The sequence below is a fragment of the Paraliobacillus zengyii genome, assembly GCF_003268595.1.
Classification (GTDB): Bacteria; Bacillota; Bacilli; order Bacillales; family Amphibacillaceae; genus Paraliobacillus_A; species Paraliobacillus_A zengyii.
This window is the reverse complement of the sequence record NZ_CP029797.1, coordinates 628403-644813: the sequence shown is the minus strand read 5'-3', so window position 1 is coordinate 644813 and position 16411 is coordinate 628403. Positions and strand designations below refer to the sequence as shown.

Genomic DNA, 16411 nt, shown 5'->3' with positions numbered 1-16411 from the left:
GTCCTCTTTTATGTTTTCAGCGGTAGTCCCTATGGAATACCGCTGATTTTTATTTTTTCAAAATTAGATGTTTGTTCCCCTTAAATGCTTTAAATTTTATCTATGCTAATTTATTGCTTTCTGTGCTCTCATCTCTCTTTTTGGAGTTACGGAAAGTGAAGAAGAAACCAAGAATGATTCCTAGACCTACAAGACTATCAACAACAATTGTGATGACAACCCATTGCGGTGTATCCGAACTCATGCCGTCTTCAATCGCACTACTGTTAGCAACAGTGTAAAGTACATTTTTCGCAGCATCTCTCAACGCCCATAATGTATCATTACTGTCCGTATTAAACTCAGGTATACCAAATGGCGCTACACCAGTAAGCATGATATCATTACCTGCACGTACAGCAAGCTCAGCGTTCATGTACGGATATGACTCCAAGATATAGAAGTCTGTATTAACTGTACCGTTAAATCCCCACTCGTTGCGTAGAACTTCTTTAAGCAAACTTTCGTCTGCACCAGCCCAAACACTACCGATACTGTTAAAAGATGACATCACACCTAATGCGCCACCTTCTTTAACTGCAACTTCAAACGGTTTCAAGTAAATTTCACGAATCGATTGTTCATTACCCCAAGTTAGTACACCTAACGTACGGTTGTCTTCCTGGTCATTTAAGGCGAAGTGTTTCATGTATACAAATCCACCTTTGCTTTGGTAACCTGCTGTAGTAGCAGCTGCAAATTCCCCAGAAAGGAATGGATCTTCTGAGTAATACTCAAAGTTTCTTCCTGCAAAGGCTGTACGGTGAATGTTCATTGCCGGAGCATACCAACCTGTAACTCCATATGCTTCTGCTTCATCGCCAATTGCTTCACCCATTGCTGTAGCAAGCTCGACATTCCATGTAGATGCAAGCATTACTTCTGCAGGGAATGGAATACCTGATACAGGTGTTGCCGCTAAGAATGAACTGATACCTGCAGGTCCGTCATAATCTGTTGTAGCTGGTTTACCAACTGATTCAAGCTCAACCGTTTTATAGCCACCATGTGTAACAACATTAACCAAGTCATCAACAGACAATTGATCTAGTAATGGCTCCCAGCTTTCATCATCAAAAGCTACATCTTCATATTCATCTAGCGTTAATCCATTATCTGCACCTGTTGTAGGTGCTGAATCTTGTGTATCAGCTGGCACATCGTACCGCTTACTATTTACCATGTCAACAAAGGTAGAATCTACTAATGTACCCTCAACTTCTCTAGTAGTTCCATCCTCATTCGTTACAGTAAACGTTTCATTTTGATCAATCTCATCTAAATTCGCAAAGCCATCCGCTCGAGAAAGATAGGTCTCAATACTTCCTTCACCAGTAACTTCTTCATCGAACTGGTTTACTGCTACTTGTTCGTCTGTAGAACGTCCAGAATCATATACAATCTCTGAAAGTGTTTCTGAACCCACATCAGCAATTTTTTCGTGTGAGTCTTTCATCAACATAAGGTTATATTCGCCTGCTTCAAGTACATAAGAACCATCCGCACTGAATAATTTATTAGAGTCATATGCAGCCATATCTTCTACTTCGAAAGAAACTGTTACAACCTCTGATTCTCCAGGTTCAATGACGTTTGTTTTTGCAAATGCTGCAAGCTCAATTGATGACTTTTCAATTTGTCCAGTATACGGTGCAGAGTAATAAAGTTGAACTACCTCTTTACCTGCTACTGAACCTGTATTCGTTACTTCTACATCAACGGAAATATCCGTTTCATCCCAAGTTAAACTGTCCGTTACGACCTCTTGCTCATAATCTGTATAGCTTAAACCATGCCCAAATGGATATAATACTTCTTCATCATAGTCGATTGTTCCCAAGTCGGCAGCGGTTTCATAATAACGATAACCTACATAAATCCCTTCAGCCAAATCAACATATTTCAATGGAACACCTTCAGAATCACTAGCTGTAGAATATGTTTCATCCGCATTCTCAACAACATAATCAAAATCACCAAAATTACTAACTGCTGGTGCGTCAAGAACATCAGAAGCATAAATATCTACTGTTTTACCTGATGGATTTAAATCACCGGCAAGAACCTTACCTAATGAACCAAATCCACTTTGTCCTGGTCCCGCAATATTTACAACACTTTTAATTTCATCGTAATCATTAACCCAATCAAGTTCGAAAGTGTTTGCACTGTTTACAACGACAATGACGTTACTAAAATTAGCTGCTGTTACAGCTTCAAGCATTCCTAGTTCTCTATTCGTAAGTTCTAGATAATGTTTGTTTGGGTCTTGGTCATCTTCAAAACCAAATGTTTGTCCAGTAGGACCCTGTGGACCGCCTTCTGGATCATACGTATCAGGTCCAGATAAACTTTTCGGAAGATCTGCACCTTCCCCACCCGAACGGGCGATAAAGATAACAGCTGTATCCGAGTATTCTTTCGCATGAGCCATTAAATCTTCTGTATAGAAACCTTCTGGTTGAGGCTCTGGAATAGTAAAATCTTGACCTTCTATACCAATTATCGGTCTTTCCAGGTCAGTGGCAGTATAAGCATTATATAATTCCTCATTAATCTCAATTCCTGCAGCCTCAAACCCTGCTTTAGGCGTAATGGCTGTCGATGCATCAGTACCACCTGAGCCCGCTCCTCCATAAATTGGATTTGTGAAGCTCCAACCAAAAACATTTACTTTTGTTCCTTCAGCAAACGGTAAAGCGTTTTCTTCATTTTGCAAAAGGACAATACCTTCATCTGTAATTTGTTCAACAACTTCTACTGAATGATCACGAGCTGTAACCGCCTCATCACTAGTTATATCAATTTCTGAAAAATACGATGTAATAACATCTGAATAATAGCCTAAAGCTACGTTTGCTCCAATAGCTAGTACCAGTAGCACACTTAAAATAGAACTCATAATAATGCGAAATTTTTTCTTACCCATTTTCTTCTTTGCCATGTCTGTATTAACCCCCTAATTTATAAATCTAAGTAACTACTTACCCTCCTCTATTATATAGAGCGCTATCAATTTATTTGAAAGCGTTTTACTAACATATTCTAAGTTTAACGGAAATTTTACGATTGGACTATAAACCAAAAGTTAGGGGGGAGTAACTTTTGGTTTGTTATAACGAAAAAAGTCGATTTTACGGGCTATTCAGCACATAAAATCGACTAACTTTTTTCTTTTAGGTCTTTAATATAACTCTTAAACAGCATAATTGCCTTAGATTGGATACCTCTTTTTCTTGAAACTAAATATATATTCTGTGGGATTTTTTCTTTTAACTTTATAACTTTTAAATTTTGTTTCTCAATTGAATTTTCAACATAATCTACTGAAACAACTACATATCCATTCAACTCACACAATCTATGTGCCGTTAGAATATTACCAAATTCATGGACAACATTTGGTGTGAAGCCTTTTTCCAAACACTTATCAACAAAATTGTGCTCTTTCCCTTTTCGGACAGACTTTATTACCAATGGCTCTTCTTTTAGATCCTCGACCATTACTTCATCCTTATTTGCTAACCAGTGGTCTTTAGAAACAACAACAACTGCTTCTCCTTCAGATACTAATTCATGTTCACAGTTTTCAATATCTTCATAGTCAGTAACTAGTCCGACATCAACTTCTTCTTGAAACAACAGATCTAGATTAGATTCATCGGGCAGCTCACTAATTTTAATTTGGATATCTGGATAGTTTGTTGAAAATCCATATAAAAATTCAACAGGTATAACTGCTGTTGAAGAGTATGTTACCACCACATTTAATGTCCCTTTTCGTCCACTAATAATGCTAATCTCTTTTTTTAAATCTTCCATAAGATACACAATATGTTGAGATCTAGCATATAATAATTCACCAGCTTCCGTTGGTTCCATTCCGCGAGGCTTTCTGTCAAATAAATCCGTCTCAAATTCTAACTCTAATTGTTTGATCGTCTTACTTAATCCCTGTGGTGTAATAAATAGTTCCTTTGCTGCGGAATTTATACTATTCATTTGATAAACTTTATTGAAATGTTGTAATGATTCTATATTCATATTTTCACCTTTTAATCAGTCTCTCCACACTTTAAACCTAGTATAGCACTCAGATTATAATTTTTGCAATCTACAATACTATCAGAATCTCCCTTTATACTAGCGTAATTGATGTTCTTTATTAATTGATAGTACTTTGATATAATTCAATCCATACTCTATCTTTGACGAATTAAAAGGTAATAGTTCACTATATGTAACTTTAAGGAGATTTAACATGTATGATTATTTAATTGTTGGTGCCGGTTTATTTGGCTCAGTATTTGCTTATGAAGCAAAAAAAAGAGGTAAGAAGTGTCTAGTTATTGATAAACGAAATCATATTGGTGGTAATGTCTATACAGAACAACTAGAAGGGATCAATGTTCACAAGTATGGTGCGCACATTTTTCACACAAATAACAAAAAAATATGGGAATATGTAAATGAGTTTGCTGCGTTTAATCGCTATACTAATTCACCACTTGCAAACTATCGGGGAGAACTATATAACCTGCCTTTTAATATGAACACATTTAATAAGTTATGGGGAGTTGTTAACCCAGAGGAAGCCAAAGAAAAAATTGAACAGCAAAAAGTCAATACTAGTGCAACCGAACCAAAAAATTTAGAAGAGCAGGCTATTTCATTAGTAGGTACAGATATTTATGAAAAGCTAATAAAAGGCTACACGGAGAAGCAATGGGGAAGGTCAGCAAAAGAGTTACCAGCCTTTATTATCAAACGCTTACCAGTTCGTTTTACATATGACAATAATTATTTTAATGATCGCTATCAGGGAATTCCGATTGGTGGTTATACTGGTATTATTGAAAAAATGTTAGAAGGAATTGATGTAAGATTAAAGATTGACTTTTTTAAAGAACGAGAAGAATTAGAAAGTTTAGCTGACAAAATAGTCTATACAGGTATGATCGATCAATATTATGATTATAAATATGGTGTGTTAGAATATCGAAGTTTACAATTTGAAACGAGTATTTTGGAAGACACAGATAATTATCAAGGTAACGCTGTTGTCAACTATACAGATAAAGAGACACCTTATACACGGATTATTGAGCATAAACACTTTGAATTTGGTACACAGGATAAAACAGTAATCACAAAAGAATATCCTAAGGAATGGAAGGTCGGGGATGAACCATATTACCCAATTAATGATGATAAAAATAATGAAATTTATAAAAAGTACAAGCAGTTAACTGTTAATGAAAAAAACGTAATATTCGGAGGTAGATTAGCAACATATAAATATTACGATATGCATCAAGTTATCGGTTCAGCTTTAGCAACAGTTGACAAGGTATTTGGTTGATAAAATATTATTTAGGTATACTACTTTTATTCTTATAATTATGATTCATTTCGAGTACCCTTAGCTATCAATTAGCGTCCATTTTCACTCAATGCACTGGACACCTTGTGATACACTAAGGGTTTCTTTTGGCTAAATCCTCAACGGAACTCCTTTGTGATATCCGTTTTAGTTCCCTCATTCTTAATTAATTTAAACGAAAAGATTTAAAATCCAACTTTCCCGAGCCTTTATAAGTGAAATACAATGCTTGTTTGCCATTAGCTATAGTCACATTCGTTTGAAAATAGCTGTAATTTGTACTTTTCTTGATTGGAATACTAGCAATAGGTTCTTTATCTAATGAAGTAGATACTAGAATTTCTCCATTACCTGTTGCACGGATCTGTACAGCAATTTCATTCAAATCATTGATCAAGAAATATTTAAATCCAGCAACTGCACCGTCTCTCATATTAGCTATATACTGCGTAGGGTTGTTTTCCCTATCTCTTCCAGTTTGTGTGAAATAAGGATGTTTTCTAAATGTAATATTGCCAAAATACGTACCATACCTACCAGCACCCTCTTTTGACATAAGCTGACAGGCAATACATGCTTCGTATTCGCCTTTACCACTTAAAGGACCATTGTTTAAGCCAGAACTTGTCATCTCGACTTGTGGTATAGAGCCATCCTCCTTTATTTCTATAGGTTCCGCAAGTCCTTGTCTAGAATAATGATGCCTGTTTGTTTGCCTATGATGAAAAATATACCATTGTCCTTTTATAGAAACTATACTGCCGTGATTATTCCCAATGTAATTAGTAGCATGTTTATCTTTCGAGAAACCATTTATATACAAGTCGCCGTTACTTATAATCGTTCCACCAAATTCAAACCCAGTCATTGGGCTTTTACTAGTCGCATAACATAACTCATGGCCGTTAATGGAAGAATAAATAAAGTAATACGTGTCGTTTATTTTACGCATGGAACTCGCCTCAAAGAACTCATGACCTTCAAAACTTGTCCCTTCCGCTTCCCCTACTTTAGGAAAGATTAATGTAGATTTACTTAATGCAGTCTTCATATCAGCGGCTAACTCAGTAACATAACCACCTCCAAATGTACGTTTTTTTCCACCTGTTATTATGGCTGGTAAGCCCTTTTCTGGAGCAAAACCAGAATATAAGTAAACTTTTCCATCATCATCAACAAATACACCTGGATCAAATAGAAATGGCTCTGCCTTTTCGCTCGACAAAAGTGTACCATCTGGGTTACTGATATAGCCATAAAACTCAAAGTTACCAGCAGGGGAATCACAGACTGCCACAGCCACTTCACTACTAAATAGAAGCGCATAATATAAGTAATATCGATCATCGTGCCCCTTTGCGACATCAGGAGCATACATGTGTTTCAAACCTAGTTTATTCTTTGGATCTTGTTTCTTCTTATAAATAACTCCTTCATATCTCCAATCACTTAAGTCATCAACTGGAGCCGACCAACAAACATAATCGTTCATACAAAAAAACTTGCCGTTGAAACGGTCATGGGAGCCATATACATATATTCTGTCACCAAATACATAAGGCTCGCCATCAGGAATATATTCATAACTCGGTAAATAAGGATTAACAGCCATTTTCCCCATTTCTTTCAGCCTTCTTTCTGTATGCAAAATCTATTTTTTAAAAGTTTGGTTTCTAATCAAAGCTTAACTAATATTTCACCAAAATGATAGCAACCAAAGAGAAGGGGGGATAAACATAAAGTTGTTAATCAATCCATTGCTATTAAATATTAAAGTCCAATCGATAAAGTGATTTCTTGTTTTTTTACTTCCTAAATATCTACAGAAAAATACATACTTATACCCATATTTCCTTGTTTCCGTTTATTTAAGATTATTTTTATACTGATATGGTGTTACTCCTACAAATCTTTTAAATATCTTTGTAAAGTAACTTTGGTCATAAAAATTTAACAACGTTGAAATTTTCAATAAGGAGTATTCAGTAAACTGTATAAGCGTCTTGGCCTCTTCAATCTTAGTATTAAGAATATAATTTTTCATCGTAGTTCCAACTTCTTTTCTGAAAATTGCAGATAAATAATTAGGATGAACTCCTGAAACATTTGCAAGGATATCTAGGCTGATCTCGTCATAGAGATGATTGAAAATATAGTTCAGACAAAAGTTTACTGGTCTAGAATATTTTTGTTGTTTATTTTTCCTTACTCGCTCTGCAAAATCGCCTAAGGTATGCTCTATGAATAGCTCAACATTTTTGCTTGTATCTATATCTTCTATGTTTTGAATATACAGATCACTCAATGTGTAAGCAACCTCATGATTAATCCCACCTTTCATGGCAGCTCTAGTAGCTAGAGTGATAGCAGATATTCCAAGGTTTTTTAAATGTCTAAGATGACTTTTCTTTGATAGTACCCCTAAATCTCCTTCTTCATCATTTGATCTCCAATACTTAATCACTCCAACTTTATTTCCTTCCACAACACATTGGAGAACTTTCTGCTCATACAATAAGTCATGGTGTAAACGAACATCCTGCCTTCTTTTTGAGACACTATAGTTTGGATCCTCTATTTCTACTATTTTTTTGTTTATTGATCTATTTTTCTCAATTACATCCACAGGATCCAGTCTTCTTTTGTATAACATATAATACAAGTGCAAACTTAGATAGGCTATTTTCATTTTACTCATGTTAGGCAATTCTCTATAATATTTGAAAACGCTTTCTTTTTTATAACTAGGAACCTTTAAGTCCGATACTAGTCCTTCTATCATCTCCTCTATTAATCGAGAGTCAATAATTGGACCTATTAAAATTGCTCCATAATAGCCATGACTGTCTTTTAATGCTACCGATATAAAGTTTTCTAAATAAATAGTTATCCGAAAAATAGGAAATTCACAACTATCATTTTGATCTGTCAATTGATGGAATAGTTCTGTTTTTGATTGAATCAATGGATGTTTGACAAAGTTTGATCCAGATTCAAACTGAATAACTCCTTCTTTATTTAATATAAAAGCAGGCAGATCATAAGATAGACTAAGAATTTCACAGATATATTCTAAATGCTCCTGATTCGGTAACATAGTAGCAGGCTCCTTTATTCATTCTATTCTGACATCTTACATGATAAGTCAATTTCGCTATATAAATCGAGCTTATAAATGTCAGAAAAAATTTTTCATTTAAAACCTAGAACTCTATTTATTCAACATCTTCTGCTCATCGAAAACCTATATTAACTTTGGAACTATCAAGTGTATTTGAACTATGAGCACCTAAATGACATCGGTTACAATAAGATTTATGGCATAGATAAGATCCGTCACCCATAACCTTTTGAGTCTGACTATTAATCTGTTTTACGATCAAGTCTATTCGTAAAACAATCTTCACACTAATCCCATATTTTTTCTACCATATTATAAAAGCCATTCTCATTTAGCGAAAATGATTTAACAGGTGCTGTATTAAGAAAACCCTCTTCTTCTGTGTTCTGACGCGGAAAATCTCCTTGCCAAATATTACAATAATATATCTGCATCCCATTAGGTGTTATTATATCGCCCAGCGGATACTTTTTTTGCTTAATTAAAAATAGTCGTTTATTTTAGTCAGCAGGGAACTGATCCATTTTTAGGAAGTATAACACCTTGTTTTTCTTAGGAAATTGTCTATTTACATCAATAATACTTCACAAAATGAACTTGCCTCATCCTTATTATTATTCAAGAATTGTACATTTTTTATTATTCCAAACCGTAGTCCTCTTCTGCTTGTAAAATAATAATTACTATATTGTACAGAAGCAAATTTCAGCCATCTCTATTAAGATATAAAACCTAATTCGTAACTCACTCATATTCTAACATATTTTTACAAGAAAAAAACACCTGTCCTTTGACTTTTAAGACAGATGTTTTTTTGGCGAGCGGTCTAGGACTTCACTAATTTTAGAATAGGCCTTTTAACATTTCCCCTTTAAACTTTTCACTTAACAGATCCTTTTCCTCAGGAAATTCTTGAGGGTGCTTTTTCTTTAATTCATTAAATTGAGCTTCTCTTCCAGTTTCAATCAAACGTTTACCATAATTTTTTAAGAACCCTTTTGCATGAAATGGTCCACCTTCTTTAATAACTGTCCATAACGGATCTACATCATCGCCTGTTCTAAACATCATTTCATCATGCCATTCCTGCAAATAGTACGCACCTTCCATACATTTGTCTCTGTGCAGTTTTGCAACATTGTTTTCTTCTCGTGGATCTTCTACAAGATTGAATAACATTTCCTTATCAAACAAATGATAACCATCGTGATAAGTCCTCATATATAACCAATCACCAAACCGAACACTACGTTGTGCTACATGAGCACATTGAGATACAACCAAATAATCACGTCCAGATTCTTCACCATTAGTTAAAACAGGCGCAAAACTTCTTCCATCCCATCCTGGTGAAGCAGGAATATCCAATAATTCAGCTAAAGTAACTGGTAAATCAAGATGATAATGTAGACCTTCGTCTACTGTACCTTGCTTCATACCTGGCCACTGAATAACCATAGGAATACGACATGTGCCATCGTCAGCAGTACCATGTTCACCATAGATTCCTAGTTGTCCCATGTTTTCACCATGATCAGCTGAAATTATGATTACAGTATCTTCCATTATACCTTGTTTTTCCATTACTTCAAATAGCTTACCAAGATTCTCATCAATATATTTAATTCCAGTATCATAACCATCGATCATCTTTCTTAAATCATCCATATTTTTTATTTCACCAGGACTACGAGGGAACTTTTCAGATATCTCATTCGTATATGTCATGCCAAAATGATCAATTTCCAATTCATGAACTGAGTGAGGACCAACTCCTTGCTTATGTTTTTCTAATGTCTCTTCGTTTGCCCATTTTGGTAATGGTTCTTCTACAAAAGGATTACCATAACTTTCAGGAGCACGATAAGGTGTATGAGCATCCCAATAGTTAATATATAAGAACCAATCATCCTTTTTACCGTTTTTCTCCAACCATTCTTTAGCAACTGGAGTAACCTGCTCGGCTGACTCCATACCAAATCCACCGGTATTAAAAATCTCATTAAATCCTGCATAGAAATTATATGTTGAATGACGTTCCACGAACGGACTTATCAGAGCCGTATTTAGTCCCGCTCCTAATTTTAAAAATGACGGTAAAGAACTACCTAGTGAAAGTTTCCCAAAAAGTTCTCGTTCAGTTCCTTCTGCTTTCATATCACCTGCAGTACCTCCGTGTCCTACAAGACCATTACGAATACCAAATTGGCCAGACATTAATGCTGTTCTTGAAGGTGCACATGGTGCATCAGATGTATAGTAATTATCAAATCGAACACCTTTATCTGCTATCTTATCGATATTTGGTGAAGTATTACGATTATAACCATAACATCCTAGGTGTTGCGGGCTTACTGAATCCAAGTCTAAAAATAATACTCTCATTTAAAACCTCTCCTTTTTCTAAAATAGTATAATTTTGTATCATGCAAATTTTATTGTAACTTAATTCACTATACTTCTGAAAGGATCTTTAGTGAATAAGGAAATAGTAATGTAATAAAGGGAAACTTCAAATATTGAGAAGTTCTTCTTCCCAACTGATTATTAGTTGAACCAATAAAGGTGTTAGCGTCCGATTACTCCCACTTAAATATTTCGTCTTAACTCATATTTTGAAATGGAAGTCCTACGGACCGTTACACTGGGATCAATTAGTTTGTTACTTTATTCAGTATTTATATTTCTTTAGTTATTCTTATTTCTTTCTTCTATCTCTCTTACAATTTGCGGATGAATTTTATCTAATTTATAGAACTGCAATAAAATTAATACCAAACTAAAGCTGATAACTGGGAACCATATAAAGGCGAATTCAATTGCATTCAAAGCAGAAGCTGATTGTTGTGCTAGACTTGGATCATAATTTCCTAAAGCTAACATCCATGCACCCGCAGCTCCACCAATTCCCATTCCGAATTTTGCTGCAAACGTTGAACCTGAGTATAATAGTCCGTTCGCACGTACACCAGATTTCCATTCGCCGTAATCAATGGTATCTGCAATCATCGAGAATAATAAACTTGGAACTAATCCTAAACCTAATCCACCAATTCCAACTCCTATTAATAATAAAGGAACAGATGTGGCAAAAATACTTAAGAAAATAACTAAGGATCCTACAATGGAGAATATAATACCAGTCTGCATCGTCTTTTTACCACCAAGTCTTTTGGTGAACCATGGAATAAGAAGTAATGATACAACAGTTAAATAATTAAGCCCCATCACAATTGGAATAATACTTTCATTACCAAAGTTATACTTTACAAAGTAAATTGTTGATTGGTTACGAATGATAAAAACGAAAAAGAATGCCATTTTTGTAATGAAAATGATTAGCCAAGGAATATTAAAAGCTTTAATTCCTTCTTTGAATGGAACATCCTTTTGAGCTTTATAATATTCACGTTCTCTTGTATTTTTAAATGCATTAATAAACATTGGTATAGCAATCACACCAAACAAAGCCATTGTTAATGCGAAGCCCTTTGATTCATCATCACCGCCAAGTAGAGCAACTAACGGTAACGTAGCAACTGAGACGATAAATCCACCCGCTTGTCCGAAAATCATACGGATAGAAGTTACTTCATGTCTTTCTAATGGATTGTTCGTCATACTTGGTAACATCGCAGATAAAGGGATGTTAATAAATGTATAAATAAGTCCTAATATAATGTATGTTGCATAAGCATACACAATTTTACCACTTCCACTTAAATCTGGAGCAAGAAAAGTTACCACACCCATAACCGCAAACGGCACTGCCAACCATAAAAAATAAGGTCTAAACTTCCCCCATTTAGTATTTGTACGGTCAATGGTATATCCAGCAATCAAGTCGGTACCCGCATCCAGAAATCTTACGATTAAGAATAAAGTACCAACAATTCCAGCACCAACACCAACCACATCCGTGTAGAAATATAATAAATAAGTGGACACCATTACAAAAATTAAATTTGATGCTGTATCAGCCAGCCCATAACTAATTCTTTCTTTCCAAGAAACCTGATCTACTTTATACATTAAGAATACCTCCTCTTAAATTCTCTCTACATTTCAATCAATTTAGCATGCCATAATTATATCCGTTACATATTGAGAAAAATAATTAATCAGAAAGCGCTTACTATTCATTAAAGTTATTATAGTATTTATAACCTGTTGATTTTGGTTATATATTAATATTTTTAGTATTTAATTAAAACTATTTGTTAATTATACGACTTTATTACTCTTCTATATTATATAAACTTCGTAGGGACGAATAATCTTACTAACGAAACTACCATGAGTTAATTTCTTAAAAGCAATCGCTTTTCTTATTTCAAGTCCTAGAATTCTAAATCCATATCATTCACCCAGCGGTAGCCTTGTTTCATATAACTTTTAGCTTGTCTTACCGCGTCATGTCTTCGTTTGTTAGGTCGAAAGCCATAACTCTATTTCGAAAACGTGGGATCATATATGTCGGTGAGAACTTGTGCAATTGCTTGTTGAATGAATCAATCGATCTGTCACCGTAGGAATACCTAATTTCCTCTTCCCACCGTTTGGTTTCGGGATTTCGACACGACGGACTAGTTGCGGATAATAGGAACCTTCTTCAATTTGTTTACGCAGGGTAGACCAGTTTTCCATGATATACGCTCGTAGGTTTTTGTACAGGAATTTCATCTATACCATGACTCCCCTTATTACGTTCTACATGTTCTAAGGCTCATAATAGGTTTTCTCGTGACAAGATTTTCTCCAACATGATATCCAACTCCTACGTGAATTGTCGCTTCTTTTTGTGTGGTAACAGCTTTCAGCCCTTTTAATGTCGTCCCCTACGGGATTCACCGTTTCCTCCATTAGGAATGGTTACTTGTTTCTGCTTCATCAAGTGTTACGTACGCCAAGTGACAATTCTTCCTAAATGATTCAGCCCTTCCTAGATATTCTAGAATTATCTAGTACTATGGCTTCTGCTGACTTCTGATAGTTCAGCGAACAGTGATCTGTTCGGTTACGCAATGCGTTGCGCTATCTATCAGAACCTCCCTAGGTAAGAACGTAATCTTTCCCTCCACCTATCTGCTTCATTTACTCTGTACAACCTTTGCTAGAAAGGACTTTGTTTTGTTTAGCAAACTCATCCAATTGCACCTAGCCTTCTATGAAATTCGTGTTCCTCAGACCGGAGGTTTGCCGCTGCTTCCTTCAGATTCCACGTCACCGTGGACACCCTTGCGTTAAGTTAACTGTTACTTCTACCTTCACAGTTCAGGACTTGCACCCTATAGATTACGCCATGCTGGGCACACTAAAAAAGCAAACAACAATCACTTAATGTGTTTGTGTTTGCTTTTAATATATCTCAATTTGTCTATTCTATCGGTGTCTTTTGTACTTCGTTTAATTTATTAATCATATCCGTTAGGTTATCTTCTGTGAAATTACCACCACTAAAGTTTGCTAAAGCACGTAATGGCAAATACTTCATCATCGCTTCCATCATTGCAGCGATTTCATCTGATTCATCAGGCATATTAAATAATGGATTGTTCTTATTCGCTTCTTTTAGCAATTCTGTCGCAAGTGGAGCTAAATTAGGATCAGCCATTAAATCACCTACTAATGTATTTCTATGCAATTTTTGTACAAGCGATTCCGAGGATGTAACGTTAATCGTATCCGTTAGAACAATCTCTCTAGACGACTTACCTACTAAGATTTCAAATTCACCTGATTCTACATGCCAATCTTGAAGTTCAACATTATAATAGGCGAACGCACGCTTATCTAATGTTATTGTCACTGTCTTTTCTTCACCTGGTTTTAAATCTACTTTTTCAAATCCTTTTAGTTCCTTTTCAGGTCTAACCACTGTGCTTTGTTTATCTTTTACATATAGTTGAACAACTTCTTTACCTGCCATTTGACCTGAGTTTTTAACAGTTACACTAACTGTCATCGTATCTGTATCTTGAATCTCTTTATTATTAATTTTTAGATTATTATATTCAAAGGAAGTATAGCTTAAGCCGTATCCAAATGGAAATAAAGGTTCTATTTTTTTCGTATCATAGTAACGATAACCAACAAAGATACCTTCTTTATATTCCACTTTATCACCTTCACCTGGGAAGTTTAAGTAAGATGGGTTATCACTTACCTTCATTGGGAATGTCTCAGCTAACTTACCACTAGGATTTGCAGTACCATAAATCAGATCCGCAATTGCTCCACCTAAAGCTTGACCTCCTAGATATCCTTCAAGTACTGCTTTCACCTTATTTAACCAAGGCATCTCAACTGGTGCACCATTACTTAGAACAACGATCACATTTGGTTGCACTTTCGATACCTCATCAATCAATTGACGTTGATTTTCTGGAATAAGCAGGTGAGAACGATCATACCCCTCCGACTCATATCGATCTGGTAATCCGATAAATAGTACAGCTGCATCTGATTTAGCTGCTATTTTTTTTGCTTTTGCTATTAATTGATCATCAACATCATCACTATTCAAGTGGTATCCTTGTGAATAAGTAACACTGTTTTGGCTATAAGCAGCCTTTTGCATTTCTTCATATATATTATCAAGTTTTGTAGGGTTAATATGTGAACTGCCTCCACCTTGATATCTTGGTTTTTCAGCTAGCGCACCAATAATTGCTATATTATTATCCTTAGAGAGTGGTAGTACTTGATCTTCATTCTTTAAAAGTACCATTCCTTCACTAGCTATTTGCTTAGCAAGTTGATGGTGTTCTTCTTTATCATAACTTGCATTTTCTTTATGATTATCAGCCGCCATAAAGATAATTCTAAGTAATCTTTCTACGGCGCGATCAAGCTTAACTTCTGAAAGTTTTCCGTTTTTAACAGCTTCTAGTATCTTTTTATCACCCATACCATAACTTGCTGGCATTTCTAGTTCTAAACCTGCTTCAAGACCATCAACACGTTCATTAACTGCACCCCAGTCAGAAACGACAAATCCTTCAAAAGCCCACTCATCTCTTAAAATATCTGTTAATAATGTTTTACTTTCGGCAGCAAACTCACCATTTACTTTATTATAAGAACACATCACCGTCCATGGTTGTGCTTTCTTTACTGCATTTTCAAAACTTGCAAGATATATTTCTCTAAATGTTCGTTCATCAATCACTGCATCTATGGACATACGACGGTGTTCTTGGTTGTTAGCTACAAAGTGTTTCAGAGAAGTACCCACACCCTGGCTTTGAACACCTCTAATATGACTGGCAGCCATTTCAGACGATATATATGGATCCTCTGAAAAATATTCAAAGTTTCGACCACATAATGGAGAACGTTTTATATTAGCTCCTGGCCCTAATAATACACCTACATTTTCTGTTTGTGCTTCCTCCCCTAATGCAATTCCTACTTTCTCAACAAGCTTACGGTCCCATGAACTTGCTAAACCTACTGCAGATGGAAAACAAGTTGCTGGAACACTACTACTTAAGCCTAAATGATCTGCATCTTCGGCTTGTTTACGTAATCCGTGTGGGCCATCCGTTACCATAATTGATGGAACACCAAGTCTTTCAATTCCTTTTAGGTACCAAAAGTCTAAACCAGAACACATACCTACTTTTTCTTCTAAAGTCATTTGATCTATTATTTTATTTACATCTCTTATCATTTCAATTCCTCCAAATATCAGAAAATTTTAAACTCTATAATCTATATTATAGTTTGTTGTATAACTTTTTCGGTAATTTAATATTAATATTAGTATTTTTTTAATATTATCCTATGAAATCACTAAAAGTATTTAAGAACATATTTATCAGGTTACTTTGGAAAATGCTTCTTAAATACTAAACATATATTTA

At 35.2% G+C, this 16411-nt stretch carries 9 protein-coding genes and 1 pseudogene; 1 reads left to right on the top strand and 9 read right to left on the bottom strand.

Going from position 1 to position 16411, the window contains the following annotated elements:
* Positions 1-100: 100 nt before the first annotated feature.
* Both DM447_RS03225 and DM447_RS03220 read right to left on the bottom strand, forming a co-directional pair.
* Entirely contained in the window at positions 101-2983 is a 2883-nt protein-coding gene (locus DM447_RS03225) for a beta-glucosidase (protein ID WP_112179874.1), read from the bottom strand.
* 218 nt (positions 2984-3201) lie between these two features.
* A complete protein-coding gene (locus tag DM447_RS03220; protein ID WP_112179873.1) occupies positions 3202-4083 on the bottom strand; it encodes a LysR family transcriptional regulator in 882 nt (293 codons plus the stop codon).
* A 217-nt stretch (positions 4084-4300) separates the two neighbouring features.
* Between DM447_RS03220 and glf the strand changes: the two genes are divergently transcribed.
* Positions 4301-5401: a UDP-galactopyranose mutase gene (gene glf, locus DM447_RS03215; RefSeq protein ID WP_112179872.1), complete on the top strand. Its 1101-nt coding sequence runs from the start codon at positions 4301-4303 to the stop codon at positions 5399-5401.
* Between the two features lie 187 nt (positions 5402-5588).
* Here glf and DM447_RS03210 read toward each other — a convergent pair whose 3' ends face one another.
* The 7 genes and pseudogenes from DM447_RS03210 to DM447_RS03175 form a co-directional block, all read right to left on the bottom strand.
* The gene (locus DM447_RS03210; protein ID WP_112179871.1) at positions 5589-7043 is read right to left on the bottom strand and encodes a family 43 glycosylhydrolase; all 1455 of its coding nucleotides are present in this window, start codon (positions 7041-7043) and stop codon (positions 5589-5591) included.
* A gap of 243 nt (positions 7044-7286) precedes the next feature.
* Complete coding sequence (locus DM447_RS03205; RefSeq protein ID WP_112179870.1) at positions 7287-8519, bottom strand: helix-turn-helix transcriptional regulator; 1233 nt, start codon at positions 8517-8519, stop codon at positions 7287-7289.
* A gap of 311 nt (positions 8520-8830) precedes the next feature.
* Entirely contained in the window at positions 8831-9025 is a 195-nt protein-coding gene (locus DM447_RS03200) for an SUMF1/EgtB/PvdO family nonheme iron enzyme (RefSeq protein WP_277871508.1), read from the bottom strand.
* Positions 9026-9386: 361 nt separating this feature from the next.
* Positions 9387-10928 carry a sulfatase family protein gene (locus DM447_RS03195; RefSeq protein ID WP_112179868.1) on the bottom strand — a complete coding sequence of 514 codons (1542 nt, stop codon included), beginning with the start codon at positions 10926-10928 and terminating at the stop codon, positions 9387-9389.
* 303 nt (positions 10929-11231) lie between these two features.
* Positions 11232-12575: a glycoside-pentoside-hexuronide (GPH):cation symporter gene (locus tag DM447_RS03190; protein ID WP_112179867.1), complete on the bottom strand. Its 1344-nt coding sequence runs from the start codon at positions 12573-12575 to the stop codon at positions 11232-11234.
* 314 nt (positions 12576-12889) lie between these two features.
* A pseudogene (locus DM447_RS18420) lies at positions 12890-13311 on the bottom strand (group II intron reverse transcriptase/maturase); the annotation flags it as partial.
* A 609-nt stretch (positions 13312-13920) separates the two neighbouring features.
* Positions 13921-16218 carry a beta-glucosidase gene (locus DM447_RS03175; RefSeq protein ID WP_112179866.1) on the bottom strand — a complete coding sequence of 766 codons (2298 nt, stop codon included), beginning with the start codon at positions 16216-16218 and terminating at the stop codon, positions 13921-13923.
* Positions 16219-16411: the final 193 nt, after the last annotated feature.

Coding starts and splice junctions, on each gene's coding strand:
- DM447_RS03225 (WP_112179874.1), bottom strand. CDS start 2,983: ATGGCAAAGAAGAAAATGGGTAAGAAAAAATTTCGCATTATTATGAGT.
- glf (WP_112179872.1), top strand. CDS start 4,301: ATGTATGATTATTTAATTGTTGGTGCCGGTTTATTTGGCTCAGTATTT.
- DM447_RS03195 (WP_112179868.1), bottom strand. CDS start 10,928: ATGAGAGTATTATTTTTAGACTTGGATTCAGTAAGCCCGCAACACCTA.
- DM447_RS03210 (WP_112179871.1), bottom strand. CDS start 7,043: ATGGGGAAAATGGCTGTTAATCCTTATTTACCGAGTTATGAATATATT.
- DM447_RS03190 (WP_112179867.1), bottom strand. CDS start 12,575: ATGTATAAAGTAGATCAGGTTTCTTGGAAAGAAAGAATTAGTTATGGG.
- DM447_RS03205 (WP_112179870.1), bottom strand. CDS start 8,519: ATGTTACCGAATCAGGAGCATTTAGAATATATCTGTGAAATTCTTAGT.
- DM447_RS03175 (WP_112179866.1), bottom strand. CDS start 16,218: ATGATAAGAGATGTAAATAAAATAATAGATCAAATGACTTTAGAAGAA.
- DM447_RS03220 (WP_112179873.1), bottom strand. CDS start 4,083: ATGAATATAGAATCATTACAACATTTCAATAAAGTTTATCAAATGAAT.